14 protein-coding genes and 1 pseudogene are annotated in these 19,771 nt (G+C 58.5%); 6 read left to right on the top strand and 9 right to left on the bottom strand.

Annotated elements, in window-relative coordinates; all coding sequences use genetic code 11:
• Window positions 1-20 precede the first annotated feature (20 nt).
• The 6 genes from ACTG27_RS06685 to ACTG27_RS06660 all read right to left on the bottom strand — a co-directional run bounded on the left by ACTG27_RS06685 (window position 21) and on the right by ACTG27_RS06660 (window position 6,956).
• Window positions 21-1,751 (bottom strand): VWA domain-containing protein, encoded by a 1,731-nt coding sequence (locus ACTG27_RS06685; RefSeq protein WP_439979350.1) that lies wholly within the window; start codon window positions 1,749-1,751, stop codon window positions 21-23.
• Complete coding sequence (locus ACTG27_RS06680) at window positions 1,748-2,791, bottom strand: vWA domain-containing protein (protein WP_439979349.1); 1,044 nt, start codon at window positions 2,789-2,791, stop codon at window positions 1,748-1,750. The genes ACTG27_RS06685 and ACTG27_RS06680 overlap by 4 nt, the downstream gene beginning before the upstream one ends.
• Window positions 2,784-3,305, bottom strand: a complete 522-nt coding sequence (locus tag ACTG27_RS06675) for a DUF4381 family protein (RefSeq protein ID WP_244775285.1) — start codon at window positions 3,303-3,305, stop codon at window positions 2,784-2,786. Before ACTG27_RS06675 ends, ACTG27_RS06680 begins: the two co-directional genes overlap by 8 nt.
• Window positions 3,305-4,288 carry a DUF58 domain-containing protein gene (locus ACTG27_RS06670; RefSeq protein WP_439979348.1) on the bottom strand — a complete coding sequence of 328 codons (984 nt, stop codon included), beginning with the start codon at window positions 4,286-4,288 and terminating at the stop codon, window positions 3,305-3,307. The genes ACTG27_RS06675 and ACTG27_RS06670 overlap by 1 nt, the downstream gene beginning before the upstream one ends.
• Before the next feature lie 8 nt (window positions 4,289-4,296).
• Window positions 4,297-5,274: an AAA family ATPase gene (locus ACTG27_RS06665; protein WP_439979347.1), complete on the bottom strand. Its 978-nt coding sequence runs from the start codon at window positions 5,272-5,274 to the stop codon at window positions 4,297-4,299.
• Window positions 5,275-5,417: 143 nt separating this feature from the next.
• Window positions 5,418-6,956: an arylsulfatase gene (locus tag ACTG27_RS06660; protein WP_227273598.1), complete on the bottom strand. Its 1,539-nt coding sequence runs from the start codon at window positions 6,954-6,956 to the stop codon at window positions 5,418-5,420.
• Window positions 6,957-7,801: 845 nt separating this feature from the next.
• Between ACTG27_RS06660 and ACTG27_RS06655 the strand changes: the two genes are divergently transcribed.
• From ACTG27_RS06655 to rplY, 5 genes are all read left to right on the top strand, one after another.
• Entirely contained in the window at window positions 7,802-9,079 is a 1,278-nt protein-coding gene (locus tag ACTG27_RS06655) for an HD-GYP domain-containing protein (protein ID WP_031227597.1), read from the top strand.
• 120 nt (window positions 9,080-9,199) lie between these two features.
• The gene (locus ACTG27_RS06650) at window positions 9,200-9,622 is read left to right on the top strand and encodes a CBS domain-containing protein (RefSeq protein ID WP_005333273.1); all 423 of its coding nucleotides are present in this window, start codon (window positions 9,200-9,202) and stop codon (window positions 9,620-9,622) included.
• Between the two features lie 240 nt (window positions 9,623-9,862).
• Complete coding sequence (gene hrpA, locus ACTG27_RS06645; RefSeq protein ID WP_439979346.1) at window positions 9,863-13,777, top strand: ATP-dependent RNA helicase HrpA; 3,915 nt, start codon at window positions 9,863-9,865, stop codon at window positions 13,775-13,777.
• A gap of 95 nt (window positions 13,778-13,872) precedes the next feature.
• On the top strand, window positions 13,873-14,760 hold the full coding sequence (locus ACTG27_RS06640) for a hypothetical protein (RefSeq protein WP_139402318.1): 888 nt from the start codon (window positions 13,873-13,875) through the stop codon (window positions 14,758-14,760).
• A gap of 116 nt (window positions 14,761-14,876) precedes the next feature.
• Window positions 14,877-15,164: a 50S ribosomal protein L25 gene (rplY, locus tag ACTG27_RS06635; RefSeq protein ID WP_005333252.1), complete on the top strand. Its 288-nt coding sequence runs from the start codon at window positions 14,877-14,879 to the stop codon at window positions 15,162-15,164.
• 106 nt (window positions 15,165-15,270) lie between these two features.
• Here the strand turns inward: rplY and ACTG27_RS06630 are convergent, their stop codons facing one another.
• Window positions 15,271-15,663 (bottom strand): MerR family transcriptional regulator, encoded by a 393-nt coding sequence (locus tag ACTG27_RS06630; RefSeq protein WP_005360322.1) that lies wholly within the window; start codon window positions 15,661-15,663, stop codon window positions 15,271-15,273.
• Between the two features lie 122 nt (window positions 15,664-15,785).
• On the opposite strand from ACTG27_RS06630, the gene ACTG27_RS06625 reads away from it, so the two are divergent.
• Window positions 15,786-16,961: a thiolase family protein gene (locus tag ACTG27_RS06625; protein ID WP_439979345.1), complete on the top strand. Its 1,176-nt coding sequence runs from the start codon at window positions 15,786-15,788 to the stop codon at window positions 16,959-16,961.
• Here the strand turns inward: ACTG27_RS06625 and ACTG27_RS06620 are convergent.
• A pseudogene (locus tag ACTG27_RS06620) lies at window positions 16,958-18,180 on the bottom strand (EAL and HDOD domain-containing protein). The gene ACTG27_RS06625 and the pseudogene ACTG27_RS06620 sit on opposite strands and share 4 nt — an antisense overlap.
• Window positions 18,181-18,295: 115 nt before the next feature.
• Window positions 18,296-19,564, bottom strand: a complete 1,269-nt coding sequence (locus ACTG27_RS06615) for an OmpP1/FadL family transporter (RefSeq protein WP_439979344.1) — start codon at window positions 19,562-19,564, stop codon at window positions 18,296-18,298.
• Window positions 19,565-19,771: the final 207 nt, after the last annotated feature.

The raw sequence follows: 19,771 nt of genomic DNA, 5'->3' as shown, positions 1-19,771 counted from the left end.
TGCACAGCCAGTGGCGGAGTTTATTGTGCCGGTTGCACATGGGTAGGTTCCTTGTGGGTGGCCGAACGAGGACGGGCGGTTGCGCCCGTTTGCTGCGCGTGTAGCTGGAGGCGGAATTTGGCTTGCAGGAAGTCACCGGGATCAGACTCCACCCGGCGCAGCCACTTTTCGGCCTGCGCCGGATTGGCCAGGATCTGATCCGCGGTCAGGGTTTCGCGCGCCATCAGGGATGAAGCCACTGTCTCTTCCGCCCCGTCGGCACTGCGTGGCTCTTCATCGGGCAGTTCACTGGAGTGATCAGGTCCATCCGGCGTGCCGGTCTGGCTCTGACTGGCGCGGTTGATCTCGTCAACAATCCCGTTCATCACCTGATAGTTGTGGGCGGCTGATTGGCGCACGCTCGGGTCGCTGGCCTCGTCAGCCAGTTTCCGGAACAGCCGCCGGGCGGCCAGATACTCACGCTGTCTGGCGAGGGCATTGCCGGCATAGAGCAGAGCCTGTTCGGAGTCGGCTTGCAGGAATGCTGACTGGGCCAGCGCAAACTCGGCGCCATAGTAGTAGGCCACCCCCTTGTAGAAGGGATCTTCATAGTGTTTAGCCGCCTCCAGATAGTCACCTTGCTGGAAGTACCACTGCCCCTGCTGATCCGGGGTGAGCCAGAGGTTTAACCACTGCTGTTTCAGCTCCTTTGCCCAGTGATTGATCGCAGGCTCTGTCGGCTCTGCGGGCGCCAGCGAGAAGGTGGTGGCCTGCGCAGGCGTCGTCTGTAACAGGGAGAGACTGATGGCTGCCACCAGACCCCACTGCACCAGCCAGCCTTTGCGAAACCAGAGCAGCAGCAGGGTGACGACAGGAAAGAGCAGGTAGTAACCCATGTCCTGCCAGGGCATCAGGGAGTCGTTGTGGATCAAAAAGTTGCGTTCAATCCCCCGGTTGATGCGCTCTACGTCGCCATTATCTACCGTCATGGTGAGCAGGGTGCCATCGCTGTCACTGGCCAGTCGCCGTAATGAGGCAAGCTCCAGCGGGCGTTTGCCACTCAGTGCCGGGTCGCCAGCGGCCAGGATCAGCAGCTGACGGGATTGACCACGGAAATAGTCAGCCAAGGGGGCAATGGCGGAGGGGCTGATGCCATCACTCACCAGCAAAACGGTGCTGCCGGTCTCATCGGCCAGAAGCTCGGTGAGCAGCGGGATCACCTGTTCGGTGCGCTTGCCCGCTTTAGGCATGATCTCGGGACGGATGGCGGCGAGGATAGGGTCATAGACGGCACTGTCACGGGTCAGCGGCATGGCGGTGTGGGCCGAGCCGGCAAAGACCACCAGCCCGTTGCGCCCGCCATCGCGGGTCGCCAGCAGATCGCTGATCTTCTGTTTGGCCCGCGTCAACCGGTTGGGGGCGATATCCGTTTCCAGCATGGAGTCGCTGTTATCGAGCAGGATCAGCAGGGCGCCCTGATCTTCGCCAAAGGGGGAGGGTTCACGGCTCCAGGTCGGCCCTGCACAGATCAGGATGGCCAGCCCCATCAGCAGCCCCAGCACCTTGAGGGGCAGGTTCTTTTTCCAGCCGGTGTCCCCCAGCGTCAGCGCCTCGCGCAGATGGGGCGGCAGCCGCTGTTGCCAGTTGTTCGCTTCATCCATGTGCCAGCGCAGCAGCAGGATTGCAACAAGGGGGATCAAGGCCAGCAGCCACCAGGGGCGCAGAAAGTGGGCATTCAGCCAGAGCTGTTGCCAGTAGAGAGGATCCATCATGGCGTGTCTCCTGAGAGAGCAGTGCGCAGGCGGTAGCGCCTGAGGGTCAACAGGGAAAAGAGGGTGAGATAGAGGCCGACGCTGACGGAGATGAGGTAAAGGTGCAGGCTTTCGCGGGTCTGAAAGCGGGTGCTTTCGTAGCGTTGTGGCTCCAGCTCACCGATCACCTTATATGCGCGCGTCAGCTGCACCTCATCAAGAGCCTGAAACAACTGGCCGCCGGTCAGGGTCGCCAACTGTTGCAGGGTATCGAGATCGAGAGCCTGTTCGCCGACGGTGGCCGGATCCCCCATGGCGATAGTATGCAGCCGCACACCTTTGACCGCGGCTACCCGGGCCGCATCCCGCGGGCTGACAAAACTGCCGGTGTCGTTGCCATCGGTAAGGATGATGGCGACTTTCTCCCGCTTGGCGCTGTTCTGGTCTTGTTGCCCGTGGCGATCACTGTTGTTGAACACTTTGATTGCCAGGCCGATGGCATCCCCCAGATGGGTACTCTGACCCGCCATGGCGACATCGGTTTCCTGCAGCAGGGTTTGCCAGGTGTCGAGATCGGCGGTAAACGGCGCCTGGAGAAAGGCGGCATCCCCAAACAGGATGAGCCCGAGTCGATCTCCTTCGCGCGTTGCAGCAAATTGTTTAAGCACCTCTTTGGCGGCGTCGAGCCGACAGAGGGACTTGCCGGGGTCGGTAGAGAAGTCGGTCTCGGCCATGGAGCCGGAGAGATCCAGCACTATCATCACATCCCGCCCGAACCGCTCGCGTACCTGAGGCGGGCCATAGATGGTGGGCTTGGCCAGCGCCACCACCGTCAGTAGCCAAACGGTGATCAGGGCGATCCGTTGCCACCAGCTGGCAGTCAGCTGGGTTGCCCCCTCACGCGGCGGCTCATCCAGCAGGTCGATCAGCAGGTCGAAGAAGGGCACCTTGATGGCACTCTGCCGGGTGCGATAGGCCGGAATAAGGCGAAACACCAGCAACGGCAGGGGCAGCAGCCAGAAACAGTGGGGGTGGGAAAACTCGAGACCGGCATCAAGCATGATGGGCCTCCGTCGCCAACGAGGCTGTTTGTATTGGAGTCTGGTGGTGGGCAAGCCAGTCGTTGCAGAGGGAAACGAGGCAGAGCTGATCACTCACGCTTAACACCACCTGATCACAGACCAGCGATACCAGCCAGCGCTCCCCCAGTTCGGTAGCGAAACGGGGCTGCCTATCAGCCATGGCATTGTCGAGGGTTTGCAGCAATGCCATGCCAAACAGCTTGCCGTGCCGGGGATCTAGGTGGGTCAACACCTGCTTGATCAGGTGAAACAGCGCCAGACTGGCCCCGGCATCAGACCAGTTGATCGTGCGCAGGGCCGCCTGCGCTTCACGGCGGTAACGCTGTTGCCACCAGCCCTGTGCCCGGTGATAGAGCCAGAGCAGCGCCAGCGCCCCCAGGCTCAGCGCCAGCAGCAGCCAGCCTGCGGTTTGCGGTTGCCAGCTGATGGTGGGTGGTACGGTCACGTCCTGCAATTCGCGCAGCATATAGGTGCCGGGCAGCTTGTGGTTCATCAGCGATCTCCTCCCAATGCGGTAATGAGGCGGGCGAGGTGGTGGCCACCGGTGTCGAGGGTGATAAGCGGCAATCCCTTGAGGGCCATCAGTCGCAGCAGTTGATCTTTTTTCAGCTGCTGCTGGCGGGCTAGCCCCTGATCCAGCACAGGGATCTGGTGGGGAGCAATATTGAGCTGGTACTGGCCATCGCCGACTACCCAGCTGGCGTCAGCGGCTGTGGTCGACAGGGTCGACTCGAGGGGATCGGCGATGTGCAGTGCCAGCACATCGTTGTGCTGCTGCAAGTAACCGAGGCGGGTCAGGTCGGCCTCGGTGACGCCTGCCCAGTCGCTGAGAAAGATCAGGGTGGTATTTTTCAACTTGAGGCGGCCCAGCATCGCCAGCAGGGGGGCCAGACCGGTCGCCTCGCTGTCGCGGCTGGTGGCCGAGAGAGCATGATTGGCGGCACAGAGCTGGCGCAGTCCTGCCAACCAGTGGCCACGGGAGCGCTGGCCGCGCAGCCACTCCACGCCATCGCAGTGCAAAATGGCGAGCCCGACCCGATCGCTCTCTTTGAGTACTTGCCAGCCGAGCAGGGCGGCGACTTCGGCGGCCACCACCGACTTCATCACCTCCACCGAGGAGAAGAACATGCAACTGCGCTGATCAACGCAGAGGATCACGTGACGATCTTTCTCTTCGCTATAACTGCGCACATGGGGGCGGCCGGTACGCAGGGTCACTTTCCAGTCCAGGGTGCGAATATCATCCCCTTGCTGATAGTGGCGCAGCTCTTCAAAGTTGAGCCCACGGCCGCGAAAGCGTGACGGGTGGCGGCCGCACAGCTGGTTGCCGCTGTTTAGCCGGGGCAGCAGTGAAAACTGGCCGACCAGCCCCTGTAGCCGGACCAGTGTCAGGTAGTCGCAGTGGATACGGGGGTCACCACTGGGCGGTTGCCCGCCCTGTGTCAGCCTGTCATGGGATAAGGAGCGAGGTGTCATGGTATCGCTTACCCGATGACGATGTGATCGAGCAGAGTCATCACCACCTGCTGGTGATCCACCCCATCTGCCAGCGCGTCATAGCTGAGGGTAAAGCGGTGGCCAAGCACGCTGGGCACCATGGCGCGCACATCGTCGGGCAGCACGTGGCTGCGCCCTTGCAGCCAGGCATAGGCGCGGGCGCACTTGTCCAGAGCAATGGATGCGCGGGGGCTGGCGCCGACCGCAATCCACTGTGGCAGCCCGGTGGCCGGGTAGCGATCGGGGTGTCGGGTCGCCATGACCAGCGCAATGATGTAGTGCTCCACCAGCGGTGAGACCGTCATGGCCGAGAGTTCTGATCTGGCCTGCAAGATGAGTTCAGGGGAAAGGGGGGCGAACCCCTCGTTCTGCTGGCGGGTACCGCGCTCTTCGGCCCGTACCAGCCGAATGATGGCAAGCTCTGCCTCATCATCGGGGTAGGCGACTGAGACCTTGAGGGCAAAACGGTCCATCTGGGCTTCTGGCAGTGGGTAGGTCCCCTCCTGCTCGATGGGGTTCTGGGTGGCCAGCACCATAAAGAGCTCGGGCAAGCGATGGCTCTTGTCACCGACGGTGACGGTGCCTTCGGCCATCGCCTCCAGCAGCGCCGCTTGTACCTTGGCGGGGGCGCGGTTCACTTCATCGGCCAATACGATGCTGTTGAAGATGGGGCCTGGCTGGAAACGCAACTGGTGGGCTCCGTCACGCTCCTGATACATCTCGGTGCCGGTTACATCCGAGGGGAGCAGATCGGGGGTGAACTGAATGCGGCCGAAGCTGGTATTGAGGGCTTCTGCCAGTGCCTTGACCGAGCGGGTCTTGGCGGTGCCGGGCAAACCTTCAAGGAGCACGTGGCTATTGGTCAGCAGGCCGATGACCAGGGCGCGGATCACATGGGACTGGCCGACCACACTGTGACCAACCTGTTCGATGAGTTGCGAGATCTGTTGTTGCAAGGGGTTCATAGGGTTTTCCACAGGGTACATTTAACGAGACAGAGATTGGGCTAGGAGGGGCCAACGGGTTTTCACTTTCCAGCTGGTTCGGGGCGAGCCGGCTGGAAATTGAAAACGCCCACCAGAGAGTGATGGGCGTTGGAGTCACCGCCTTACTTGATGGTGGCGACTTTTTGTTTGAGTGCGTCCAGCTCTGCCAGTTTGCCCTTGAGCATCAGGCTCTGGGAGCTAATGCTGGCCGGGTTCATCTGGAAGCTCTGTTGCATCGGGTAGTTGGGCAGAGTGTCGAAGAACTCTTTCAGGATCCCCTGTGCAGGTACGAACAGCCACATGTTGTCTGCCATCCAGCGCAGATACATGCCTGACTCATGCGGTGCCTTCTCGAACGGATCTGCGCGCAGGTTGATGATCTGCGGCCAGTTTGGAGTCACACGCGCCGCGTCGGTGATGTTGCCCTCCATAGTGGCAAAGTTAAGCTTGAAGTCATTCCAGCGCACGGCGTTGAGTTCGCCGTTTGAGGAGAAGTAGAGCATGGAGTTGCGCGGGGAGGTGTCGGCTTTTCCGGCGAGGTACGGCATGAAGTTGTAACCGTCCAGTTTCACCCGCCACTGTTTGCCGTTGGCCTTGTAGCCCTTGGCCAGCTTCTCTTTCACATCCGGTACACCGGCAGCGGCCAACAGGGTCGGCATCCAGTCCTGATGGGCCATCATGGCGTTGACCTTGCTACCAGGCTTGATCACGCCCGGCCAGCGAACCAGTTGCGGAACCCGCATCCCGCCCTCCCATGTAGTGCCTTTTTCGCCATAGAATGGGGTGGTGCCGCCATCCGGCCAGCTGACGGTCTCGGCGCCGTTGTCAGTGGTGTAGATCACGATGGTGTTGTCGGCGACCCCCAGCTCGTCCAGTTTGTCGAGCAGGATCCCCACCTGATCATCGTGCTCCAGCATGCCATCGGCATAGATGCTGACGCCGGATTTACCCTGATACTTCTCTTGCAGACGGGTCCAGACGTGCATGCGGGTGGCGTTGTGCCAGATGAAGAAGGGCTTCTTGGCCTTGACAGCTTTCTCCATGAACGCCAGCGAGGACTCGAGGAACTCTTCGTCAGCATGCTCCATGCGCTTGCGAGTCATGGGGCCGGTATCTTCAATCTTGCCGTCGGCAGAAGATTTGATGACACCGCGTGGGCCGAACTTCTTCTTGAACTCCGGATCTTTCGGGTAGTAGTAGGTTTCCGGTTCCTCTTCCGCGTTCAGGTGATAGAGGTTGCCGAAGAACTCGTCGAAACCGTGCTTGGTCGGCAGGTGCTGGTTCTGATCGCCCAAATGGTTTTTGCCGAACTGAGCCGTCATGTAACCTTGCTCTTTGAGCAGATCACCGATGGTGGGGGCCCAATCCGGAATGCCGTGAGTGGATCCAGGCATGCCGATGGTCAGCAGACCGGTACGGAATGGCTCTTCACCGGTAATGAAGGCGGCGCGGCCGGCGGTGCAGGATTGCTGACCGTAGTGATCGGTAAAGAGGGCCCCTTCATTGGCGATCCTGTCCAGGTTTGGGGTCTGGTAGCCCATCATCCCCTGGTTGTAGGCACTGATGTTCCAGTAGCCGATGTCATCGCCCATGATGGCAAGAATATTGGGCTTGGCGGCTGCTGTGGCACTACCAGCGGTGGCCATTAAGGCAAGGCTCATGGCTATTTTGTTTATTTGAATGGCCATTATTGGCTCCACTCCTAATCTGATGTGAATTGGTACACAAAATGGGCGATGAAAGCAGCGTGCGTTTAACGCGGCGGAAATATCATCCCGTACAAGCTGTTGGAGGGGATGGAATACCCGGATGGGCACATTCCCCTTTATCGCTGTCGTTATGACCTGCAAAGAGTGATATGACCTGAATAGCCCGAGTTAACCGCAGCTTGGAAATCAGCTTTCAACAGTTTCAATCTATAAATCCCGTTTATCCTTGTCGCCTTATAGCGAATATAACCGCTGGTTATCCGTTATTTTTTCGCCGACCCTTCGGTCGCAAGCTATCGGGTGAGCTGCGAGCGAGCATGGGAAGCTGTGTCCAGAAGGCGGAGGTGTCTACAGCTATCGATGGCGATAAGGCGAATAAATGGGTGATGGAGTTCACAGTTCGGCTAATCAATTTAGGGGATGAGAGCTGTTATGAGCGTTGTGGTGTGCCTTTATTCAAAATTCTTACTGGCAAACCGAGCTCTCTTTAATTCTGATTAAGTCATAATTAAGTAAAGTTGGGGTGTTGATTGTTTCGCTTAGATATGAGTTTTTAAAACTGCTCACAATGTCATCGCGAGATTTAAAAAGCCTGCTCGCATATTTTTGAACGGATACATATGACTTGAATGGGAGTGGTCAAATAAATCCAGCTGTGATCTTTGTCTATTCAAGGTGCCAGGGTCATAAATGCCTATAAAAACAAGGTAAAAGGCTCGGCTATTGACTAAGTTGATAGAAGGCGAAGCATAAAACAGCGCCAGTTTGATACAACAACATCGCATGGGACCCGGATCATGGACAGAGCGCAGGGCGCAGCCCCCTTTTCATTGCAAGTGGATCTAAGGCAGGTTGTGTATGCCCTGTCAGCCTCGCTGGACCTGGTGGGCATTGGCGATGTGGCCCACGGTAAACGGGTCGGGATTATGGCTGCCGAGTGCAGCCGGGAGCTGGGGATGAGTGAGGCCGAACGCTGTCTGCTGTTCGAGTTGGGGGTGCTGCATGATATCGGTGTCTCCTCGACCATCACCCATCACCATCTGGTCAGCGAGTTCGATTGGGAGTCCTCCCAGCGCCACTGCGAGGTGGGATATCAGCTGCTCAAGGATTTCCGTTTGCTGGCCCCACTGGCCCTGCCTATCCGTTATCACCATACCCACTGGCACCTGTTGCGCGAGATGGCCGATGTGGACCCCAATGTAGCCCGTCAGGCCAACCTTATCTTTCTGGTGGATCGCTGCGATGCGTTGGCGGCACCCTACTATGGTGATGGTTCATTGTTGATGCATACCAACGAGATCCGCGCACGCCTGCAGGATTTCCGTGACGAGTTCTTTGCCCCCGAGCTGGTGGATGCCTTCCTCAAGGCGTCTCGCTCTGAGGCATTCTGGCTGCAGCTGGAAGCCCGCTCCATCAATGATTACATGCTGGAGATGCTGCAGGTGCGGGAGCCTTGCCTGACCTTCAACGGGGAGCTAAAAGCGCTGGCGCAGATCTTCTCCGGCATTGTCGACGCCAAAAGCCCATTCACGATGACGCATTCGCTCGGTGTGAGCAGGTTGTCTCGGGCACTGGCAGAATTGATGGGAGTCAGTGCCATCCATTGTGACATGCTGGAGATCGCCGGTTTGCTGCATGATCTGGGCAAGCTCAGGGTGCCGGACGAGATCCTCGACAAGCCTGCCAGCCTGACGAAAGAGGAGCGGGCCATCATCAATACCCACAGCTTCGAGACTTACCAGATCCTGCGCCACATCGAAGGGTTTGAGGAGATTGCCTGCTGGGCGGCCTATCACCATGAGGAGCCTGACGGTGAGGGCTATCCGTTCCACCTGCCGGCATCCGCCATGGCGCTCGAAGCGCGGATCCTGCGGGTCGCCGATATTTTTCAGGCCATGGTGCAGGACAGACCTTATCGGCGCGGCCTGCCTGCCCGTGACGCATTGACCTTTATGCAGCAACTGGCGGATCAGGGGCGGGTCGATCCCGCTGTGGTGGCGGTGCTGGCCGATCACTTGCCGCAGATGATGATGGCAGCCATTCCGGATCGCGAGCCGGATCATGCCATCAATTGAGGGAGAGGCTGGCCGCTGACTCATACTGCCGCGAGCCAGCTATGCTTGGAACAAGCCGAGCATGGTGCCGGTACCGGCGCACAAGACGCCAGCTTGATGGACTACCGTAGGGGAGCAGATATGGAATCGCTAAAAGCCAAGGATTATATGCAGAGCAGACCCATCACCTTCACTGCCGACATGATGGTGCAAGCTGCGGTCGAGAAATTTCTGAACAGTCATCAGCTCGGTGGCCCTGTGGTGGATGGCCAGGGCCATCTGATTGGCTGGATCTCCGAGCAGGATTGCATCGCAGTGCTGCTTAAGGAGGCCTATCACTGCGAACAGGTGGCGCAGGTCAAGGATGTGATGCGCAAGGAGGTGTTGTCGGTGGGTCCCGATACCAGCATTTTGAGTCTGGCGGAGATGATGATGGGGCAAAAGCCGAAGATCTATCCGGTAGTGGAGGAGGGGCGTCTGCTCGGGGTCATCAATCGTCACAATGTCATGCAGGCCATTCACGCCCAGCTCACCACCTGTTTTGTCCATCACACCCACGGTTAATCCTGTTTTTCTCTCTCCCAAGGCAAGCTTCGGCTTGCCTTGGCTATTTCATTTGCTGCCATTTATTCATGTTATGCCATCTTACAATGGTTGTTTTGTTATGTTTGAGGAGCGGCCAATCTCTCTGTCTTCCCATATATAACGCTACGTTAAGGCTTGCACCGTTCCCGCTCGCTCTTTAGGATCGCTCGCAGCTAATCGATATGGCCCCTCTGGGCACCTATTTAAGGAATTCGTACCTTGTCTCTCTCTATCGAGGCGCTGCGCCGCCGTCTCTCTGCCTGCATGAACCTCGACGCTCGCCGCCTTTCCAGCCGTCTGCACGGGGTCAAGAAGCTGCCTGAAGTCAAACAGGCAGCCGTGCTGGAGACCATCGCCGCCGATCTGGATGCCGCGCAAGCGCGTTATCAAACCCGTCTGGCCGGAGTGCCCAAGGTCACCTATCCGGACAACCTGCCGGTCAGCCAGAAGCAGGCGGAGATCGCCAAGGCCATTCAAGAGCATCAAGTGGTGATCATCGCCGGGGAAACCGGCTCGGGCAAAACCACCCAGATCCCCAAGATCTGTCTGGCGCTCGGGCGCGGGGTCAAGGGCTTTATCGGCCACACTCAACCACGCCGTTTGGCGGCCCGCACTGTGGCGGCCCGTATTGCCGAGGAGATGGAGTCCGAGCTCGGCCACTACGTGGGTTACAAGGTGCGCTTTACCGATCAGGTGAGCGAGCAGACCCACATCAAGCTGATGACCGATGGTATCCTGCTGGCGGAGATCCAGAACGACCGGATGCTCACCCAGTACGACACCATCATCATCGATGAGGCCCACGAGCGCAGCCTCAACATCGACTTCATTCTGGGCTATCTCAAACAGCTGCTACCAAAACGCCCGGATCTCAAGGTGATCATCACCTCGGCCACCATAGACCCCCAGCGCTTCTCCCGCCATTTCAACAAGGCGCCGGTGATCGAGGTCTCCGGCCGCACCTATCCGGTGGAGGTGCGCTACCGCCCACTGTTTGTTGATAAAAAAAGCAGTGACAAGAGCGAGGGCCTGGAGGAGCGCGACGAACTGCAGGGGATCTTCGACGCGGTGGAAGAGCTGTCCCGCGAGGGGCTCGGGGACATCCTTATCTTCATGAACGGCGAGCGGGAGATCCGCGATACCGCCGATGCCTTGCGCAAGCTCAATCTGCGCGATACCGAGGTGCTGCCGCTTTACGCCCGCCTCTCCAACGCCGAGCAGAACAAGGTGTTCCAGCAACATGCCGGACGGCGCATCGTGCTCGCCACCAACGTGGCGGAGACATCGCTGACGGTGCCGGGCATTCGTTACGTCATTGACCCGGGCACCGCCCGCATCAGTCGTTACTCCTGGCGTACCAAGGTGCAGCGCCTGCCCATCGAGCCGGTCTCCCAGGCCAGTGCCAACCAGCGTAAAGGACGCTGCGGCCGGGTGGCAGATGGTATCTGTATCCGTCTCTACTCGGAGGAGGATTTTAACAGCCGTCCCGCCTTTACCGACCCCGAGATCCTGCGTACCAACCTGGCATCGGTCATCCTGCAGATGCTGGCGCTCGGCCTTGGCAATATGGAGGCGTTCCCCTTCGTCGAGCCACCCGAGTCGCGCCATATCAAGGATGGCCTGACTCTCTTGAAAGAGCTGGAGGCGGTGCGCGAGCTGCCCGCCACCGGCGAGCGCGAAGCCAAGTTGCAGCTGACCGAGACCGGTCGCCAGCTCTCGCGCATCCCCCTTGATCCGCGTCTGGCGAAGATGGTGATCAGCGCAGCGCAGACTGGCTGCCTGAGCGAGGTGATGGTGATCACCGCTGCCCTCAGCATTCAGGATCCCCGCGAGCGGCCCATGGAGAAGAAGCAGGCTGCCGATGAGCAGCACAGACGCTTTGAGGACAAGGATTCCGACTTCCTCGCCTTCGTCAATCTGTGGAATTACCTGAAAGAGCAGCAGGATACCCTTGGCAGCAACCCGTTTCGCCGCATGTGCCAGAAGGAGTTTCTCTCCTACCTGCGGGTGCGTGAATGGCAGGACATTCACTTCCAGCTGCGTCAGACGGTCAAGGAGCTGGGTTTTAAAGCCAACCATGAACCTGCAGATTTCAAGACGGTGCACTGCGCGCTGCTGACCGGCCTCTTGAGCCACATCGGCAACAAGGATCTGGAAAAGCCCGAGTTTCTCGGTGCCCGCAACGGCCGCTTCCACCTCTTCCCGGCCTCGGGTCTGTTCAAGAAGCCGCCCAAGTGGGTGATGGCCGCCGAGCTGGTGGAGACCTCGCGCCTCTACGCCCGCATCAACGCCAAGATTGAATCCGAGTGGGTGGAGCCGCTGGCAGGCCACCTCATCAAGCTGCACCACAGCGATCCCCACTGGTCGAAGAAAAATGGCGCCGTGATGGCCAAGGAGAAGGTGACCCTCTATGGCCTGACCCTGGTCAATGAGCGCACCATCAACTTCAGCCGTATCGATCCGGCGCTGTGCCGTGAGTTGTTTATCCGCCGCGCGCTGGTGGAGGGGGATTTCGAGACCCGCCACCGTTTCTTCAGCGATAACCGCAAGCTGCTGGCCGAGGTGGAGGCGCTGGAGCACAAATCCCGGCGGCGCGACATCCTGGTGGATGACGAGGACTTGTTCCGGTTCTACGATGCCCGCTTGCCAGAGGAGGTGATCTCCGCTCGCCATTTCGACAAGTGGTGGAAAGAGGCGAAAAAGCAGGACGCCGAGCTGCTCAACTTCGAAAAAGAGATGCTGATGAAGGGGGATGCGGCCCACATCAGCGATCTCGACTACCCCAACTTCTGGCAGCAGGGGCGCCTCAAGCTCAAGTTGACCTATCAGTTCGAGCCGGGGGAGGCGGCGGATGGCGTGACCCTGCATATTCCGCTGCCGCTCTTGAATCAGGTGGAGGTGAAGGGGTTCGAGTGGCTAATCCCGGGTCTGCGTCATGAGCTGTTGGTGGCCCTCATCAAGTCGATGCCAAAGCCGATGCGCAAGAACTTTGTGCCGGCGCCGAACTATGCCGATGCGCTGCTTGCCAGCATCAACCCCGAGCAGGGGCCGCTCTTGGACGAGATGGAGCGTCAACTGCGCCGCATGACCGGCGTCACCGTACCTCGCGAATCCTGGGACTGGAATGCGGTGCCCGATCACCTGAAACTCACCTTCCGGGTGGTGGACGACAAGCACAAGAAGGTGGCTGAAGGGAAAGATCTGGAAGCCTTGAAAGAGTCGCTGCGTGGCAAGGTGCAGGAGACCCTGTCGCAAGTGGCGGATGATGACATCGAGCAGTCCGGCCTCACCCTGTGGAGCTTTGGCGAGCTGCCCCAGGAGTACAGCCAGAAGCGCGGCGGCTTCGAGGTGAAAGCCTATCCGGCGTTGGTAGACGAGAAAGATTCGGTCGCCATCCAGCTGGTGGAGAGCCCTGTGGTGCAGCAGCAGCTGATGTGGGCCGGTCAGCGCCGGCTGGTGCTGCTCAACGTGCCATCTCCCATCAAGTATCTGCAGGAGAAGCTGCCCAACAAGGCCAAGCTGGGGCTCTATTTCAATCCGTTTGGCAAGGTTGCGGAGCTGATTGATGACTGTATCGCCTGTGGCTGCGACAAGCTGATCGAGCAGCATGGCGGGTTGGCCTGGGATGAGGCCGGTTTCGAGGCGCTCAAGGAGTTTGTCCGTGCCGAGCTCAACGATGCGGTGGTGGAGGTGGCCAAGCAGGTGGAAGCCGTGCTGACGCTGTCCCATGAGATCAAGAAACGGCTCAAGGGCAAGATGCAGCTCGACACCGCTTTTGCTATGTCCGATATCCAGCAGCAATTGGGCAACCTTATTCACAAGGGCTTTGTCACCGAGACCGGCTGGCAGCGGTTGCCTGATTTGCTGCGTTACCTGCGCGCCATCGAGCGTCGCCTGGAGAAGCTGGCTATCGATCCCAACCGGGATCGGGTCTACATGCTCAAAGTGCACAGCGTGGAGTCGGAGTACAAGGCGCTGCTGGCCAAGATCCCCAAATCCCAGCTTATTCCCACCGAGGTGGCCAATATTCGCTGGATGATCGAGGAGCTGCGAGTGTCGTTCTTTGCCCAGAATCTGGGGACCCCTTATCCGGTCTCCGATAAACGGGTGCTTAACGCCATCGCTCAGTGCTAAGCTGCTATCTAACTGTTTTAACAGCATGATAGCGGGTGATGAGAAGGGGTTGCCGGTCAGGTAGCCCCTTCAAACCGCAAATCAGGGAGGCAAGGATGCTGGGGATCTGGTTGAGTGTGGCGCAGGTGGTGATCAGCGGTTATCAACCCATCGCGGAACAAACCTGGGTGCAGTTGAACCCGGAATATTACCCGCTGGCTCGCACGCCGCCTGCGATGTTTGTGGCTTGGCGTGGCAATCAGTTTCCGCCGCTGGCCCAAAAGCAGAAGCAGGGTCGCTGGCAGATCCTCTTTCCAGCCCGGCTGGTGCCTCCCTTTGATCTGTTCGAGGGGGAGGCGCAGCTCTCCAAAACCTATCTGGCAAGGCTGCGGCGCATCGACGAGATGGCTTACGGGGTCGTCCCCGGGCAGGCTGTTGCGGCTGGTGCAATCGTGCAGCAGGGGAGTGGTTCCCCTGCTTATCACGCGCAACCTGTCGCGCCCTTTATTGCCGAGTTCCGCACACCCCAAGACGCGTTTGGTGGTGTTGATATGCCCAGCGACCCCGACGAGAGTGAACCTCTGCTCGCTCAGCTGGGGGTGACCTTTCGCACTGCGGGGATGAGTGGTACCCAAGGAGATGAGGGAGTAGCGAGCGCCGATATGGCGCTCGCCAGCCACACGGCTAGCTTATCCGCAGGCAGTGACGCCATGCTTACCCTCTCGGCTCCTGCGGCCGGCGGTCCACAAACCGTGTGTCATCAGGTCGCCGCAGGGGAGACCCTGTGGCGTATAGCGAATCAGTTATCCAGTGCCCGGGGAGCCGATACCTACAGCTATTTGCTGGCGCTGGTGGCAGAGAACCAGCAGCGGCTTGGCAAGAGCATTCGGGTCAGAACGGGGGAGGGTCTCTACTGTCCGCGCGCTGAGACCCTGGCGCGGTTTGATGCCCTGAGCCCGGCCCAGCGTCAGCAGCAATTCGCCCGGTTGGAGCAGGGGCGCTAAATACAGAGTCGGTACCTTGTATCCGAAGTTGGCCCGTGGTAGTATTCGCGCTCGTTTTGCGAGGTGTTGACCGGTCGCAGTTAGCACCATAAATTCATCCAAAAGAGATACATACTATGTCTTTCGTATTCCAAGCTGAAGTCCGTTCTGACCTGGGGAAAGGTGCGAGCCGCCGCCTGCGTCAAGCTGACCAAGTTCCTGCCATCGTTTACGGTGCAGGCAAAGAAGCCCTGTCCATCACTGTTGACCACAAGAAAATGATCCTGGCTCAAGAGAAGCCGGAATTCTATGAGTCTGTACTGACTCTGGTTATCAACGGTGAAGAAGTTAACGTAAAAGTGAAAGCTATCCAGCGTCACCCGGTACGTTACAAGCTGATCCACCTGGACTTCGTTCGCGTTTAATAGCGAACCTTCAGGTCGAAGAAAAGCCACTCTCAGGAGTGGCTTTTTGCTATCTGGCATATTGTGAGCAGGCTGAAGGGACTTACCTGATAAGCCAGCAAGGCGGTTATCCCAGCTGGCTAAGGGCTTGTTGGCAACGCTGCTCGGCGGCATCCAGCTCCAGCAGCACCATCCTGATATCTTCCATCTGCTGTTGCAGTGTCTCCCGTTTCTCCTCAACCAGTCCCAGCATGGTCTGTAACTGGGTGCGGCTGCTCTTGTCGGCATCATAGAGGTCAAACAGCTCGCGGATCTCGGCGAGGCTGAACCCGAGCCGCTTGCCGCGCAGGGTGAGCTTGAGGCGAACCCGATCCTGCTTGCTGTAAATGCGGGTCTGGCCCTCTCGGGCGGGATTGAGCAACCCCTGATCCTCGTAGAAACGGATACTGCGCGTCGTAATATCAAATTCCCGGGCCAGCTCACTGATGCTGAAGCGCCGTCCTTCATCCTTGTTGTTCATACAGACTTCTTGGCGAACTAAATCCTGTCTGCACCTTACCTAAACGTAAACTGCACTGCAACTCTTGTTCCATCGCGTCAGAACCCATATGTTATGGCCATGTAACAAACAGAGGCAGGCAAATGGATATTGCAATTGTGGCGGCAAAACGGACCCCGATGGGGGCGTTTCAGGGGGCATTGGCAGAGGTAACTGCGCCTGAGTTGGGTGCCTATGCCATTGAGGCGGCACTACAGCAAAGTGGGCTGAGTCCGGAGCTGGTCGATGAAGTGTTTATGGGCAATGTGCTGGCGGCGGGCGTGGGGCAAGCGCCAGCCCGGCAGGCGTTGTTGAAAGCAGGGTTGCCAGATAGTGTGCCTGCTACCACGGTCAACAAGGTGTGCGGATCCGGCATGAAAGCAGTGATGCTGGCGGCGGATACCATCCGCCTTGGTGACAACAGGGTGGTGGTCGCGGGGGGGATGGAGAGTATGAGCCGTGCCCCCTATCTGCTGGATAATGCCCGCAGCGGCTTTCGGATGGGGCATCAAAAGGTGCTGGACCACCTATTCCTCGACGGTTTGCAAGATGCCTATGATGGCCAGCTGATGGGGATACATGCCCAGCGCAGCGCCGATCTGGCTGGTTTGACCCGCAGTGCCATGGATGAGTTTGCTCTTGCGTCGTTGCAGCGTGCCCGCGATGCGCAGCAAGCCGGTGCGTTTGCATCCGAGCTGGCAAGTGTCTATCGCGGTGATCGCTTGTTGCTGGCCGAAGACGAGCAGCCCGGCAAGGGCAGACCGGAGAAGATCTCTACCCTGAAGCCAGCGTTTGGCAAGGAGGGCACCATTACGGCAGCAAATTCGAGCTCCATCTCGGACGGTGCGGCGGCGCTGATATTGATGGATGGCGCCACGGCGCAAGCCTGGCAGGTACCAGTGCTGGCACGGATCGTCGGTTATCAGAGCCACGCGGCATTGCCCGCAGAATTTACCTCTGCGCCCATTGGCGCCATTTCACGCTTGCTGGCGCGTCTTGCATGGTCGGTGGAAGAGGTGGATCTGTTCGAGATCAACGAGGCCTTCGCCATGGTCACCATGCTGGCCATGAGCGGGGTCGGCATCCCTCATCACAAGGTCAATGTGCATGGTGGGGCCTGTGCACTCGGTCATCCGTTGGGGGCGAGTGGCGCGCGCATTCTGGTGACGCTGATCGCCGCGCTGCGGCAACGGGGTCTGCGGCGAGGCGTAGCCGCGCTCTGTATCGGGGGCGGGGAGGCGACCGCTATCGCGGTCGAAGTGAATGATGAGGCGAATTAATTGGTGGCTTCCATCGCCAGCAGTTGTTCCGTGACCCAGGTGGTGGCGGCCAGATAGAGGTGACTCACCTTATCCTCGCTCAGCCCCAGGCGGGCTGTTCTGGCCGTGACCCGTGACCAGTTGGCGCTTTCGTAATCTTCACAAAACGCGAGGTAGAAACCCAGATTGCCTTTGCGCTCCAGCAGCGCCAGCCGAATATCGTCGATGAGAGGGATAGTGCCGAGCAGCTTGTCCATCGGCTGCTCCATCAGTACATCCAGCAGGGAGAAGAGACCGGTGATAAAGGCCTGTTGTGCCTGCTGGCTCGGGGCGTGGGCATGAGCCAGCAGTTCACAGAAGCGGGCACGGATCATCGACATCTGGTAGAGCTCGGCGCTCTTGCCTTGCCCGCGCTGGTCGCGGCTACCAGCGAGACAAAGCGCTTTAGCTGGGTGTTGCCAAGATAGATGGCAGCCTGACGAAATGACGAAATAGGGTTGGTGTGGCCTTTGAGATGGTTGACATAGCGCAACAGCTTGAGAGAGAGGGAGATATCCTGACCGAGTAGCTGCTCAATCTTGTTGATATCAGGCTCTGCCTCGTTGACCACGTTGAGCAACTGCATCACCACGACTTGTGCCGGCTCCATGGTGGCTTGCTTGACCATCTCGGGTCGACTGAAGAAAAAACCCTGGAACAGCTGGATCCCCAGCTGTTTGACCCGCTCGAACTCCGCCTTGTCCTCTACTTTTTCCGCCAGATAGGTGAGCCCCAGCGTCTGATGCCGCTGGATAAACACTTTGATCTGCATCAGGGGGGTGGCACGAAGATCAAACTTGATGATGTGGATAAAGGGGAGGAAGCGCTCCCAATCCGGTGACATGGTGAAGTCATCGAGTGCCAGTTGATATCCCAGCTTGTGCAGCTGTTTCACCTTTTCCAGCAGGGCATCATCCGGTGGGGAATCTTCCAGGATCTCAATCACCACTTTTTCGGGCGGCAGGCACTCTGCCAATCCCTCCAGCAGCAGTGAGTGGGGGAAATTGATAAAGCAGGGGCGGCCCCCCAACAGCTGATCGATATTTTGTTGCAGGAACTGTTCGACCACCAAGCGTGACGTCGCCTGCTGGGAGGAGATACTCGGGAAGACATTATTCAGACTATCGCGAAAGAGCAGCTCATAGGCATGAGTTTTGAGGTCTCTGTCGAGGATCGGCTGTCTTGCTACGTAGGAATACATGCCTTGCTCCAGTAAAGGTACTGGGTTGATTTTATGGTGTTGCAGAACACTATGCCAGTGTTCACCTTATTGAGTAAGGCAATAATTGGCATAGCGTTTTTTGCAGGGAAGGAATTTAGAAGAGATAGCTCAATTGTGCACCAGCCAGCCAGGCATCCCCTTCGGAAGTGCCCTGGAAGGTGGAGGTCGTCAGCGGATTACCCGGTTGCAGCTCCATTTTTTCAGTGACATCCACCTTTTTGCCATCGATCAGGGTCAGCCCCAGATCCACGGTCAGGTTGGGCGTGAACTGATACCCCATTCCCAGGCTGTACCAGAGCCGATCGGCATCCGGGATGGAGATGGTACGACGATCGGCTGGCACCGGGCTGGCGTCATAGGCCACACCGGAGCGCAGTTGCCACTTGGGAGTGACCTGATAGGTCATACCGATGGCGTAGCGCCAGCTATCTTCCCAGTGCTCGTCCTTGATGTGCATGTTCTGCAAATTGTTGAGATCAGCTTCCAACTGAACGAATTTGCTCCAGTTGGTCCAGTTCAGGCTGCCGTGGATAGCCAGCTTGTCAGTCAGCTGATGGAATGCCGCCAACTCTGCCGTCGCTGGCAACGGCAGATCCAGACTGCCGGTATCTCTGACCTCGGTAACGGAGCCATCTGCATTGGGTCGGCCCACGATAGCATCTCCCGAGAGGGTCAAAGTGACATCGTGACGGTAGGATAGGCCAATTCGGGTTTGTTCGGACAACTCCAGCAAGGTGCCGACATTCCAGCCCCATGCCCAGCCATCCCCTTGCAAATGTTTTGCGATCAGGTTGCGAGAGGGGAAGGTGCCACCGACTTCGCCTTCGCCCTGAATAGCAGAGATCCCGGCACCAATTGACCACATCTCATTGATCCGATAGGCGAGTGAGGTACCCAGATCCATGGTCTTGATATCGGAGACATTACCAAAGTGTCCCGCGCTGTAGTTATACGGCATCTTGACGCCAAGACCGTAGTAAGAGGTTGCCGAGAAGCCGAGTCGCCACTGCTCGTTGAGTGGAATGATCAGATAGGCGTTGGGTACCCAGGCTGCGGCGGCGATATCGTGTGCACTGGCATCGGAGGTGACGATACCGGCTTTGGTCGGCAAGCGGGTGTTACCTTCAATATTGACGTCAGGACTGACATAGATGACTCCGCCAGAGAGCGCCATCTGATCGAAGCGGGTCATGGCTGCTGCATTGCGGGAGAGCACACTGGCGTTATCCGCGATGGCGGCCTCACCGGCAAAGGCGCGTCCCAGGCCTGTAGCGGACTGTTCAGCCAGCTGGAACCCGGCGGCATGAGTCTGACCCGCGATCACCAGCAGGGCGATGGCGGACGGTTTGATGATGGGATGCATGGCAAAATCCTTGCTGTTACCCGAAGGTTCAATCGGTCATATGAATGGAGGCAGGATTTTATATGGTATGACCAGTAAGGCAACGGTAATGGCCAGTATCTGGATAAAACAAGATTAAATGCTGGGATGATGCACTCTAATAGCTTGATTGGAAAAGAAAAATAAACACGTGTGTGCTACATGTGTGCGCTGAAATCTAAGTTATGG

The organism is Aeromonas sp. 97A, from assembly GCF_051919185.1.
In the GTDB taxonomy this organism is placed as follows: Bacteria; Pseudomonadota; Gammaproteobacteria; order Enterobacterales; family Aeromonadaceae; genus Aeromonas; species Aeromonas veronii.
The sequence above is the reverse complement of the archived record's forward strand: the minus strand, read 5'-3'. Positions and strand labels throughout refer to the sequence as shown.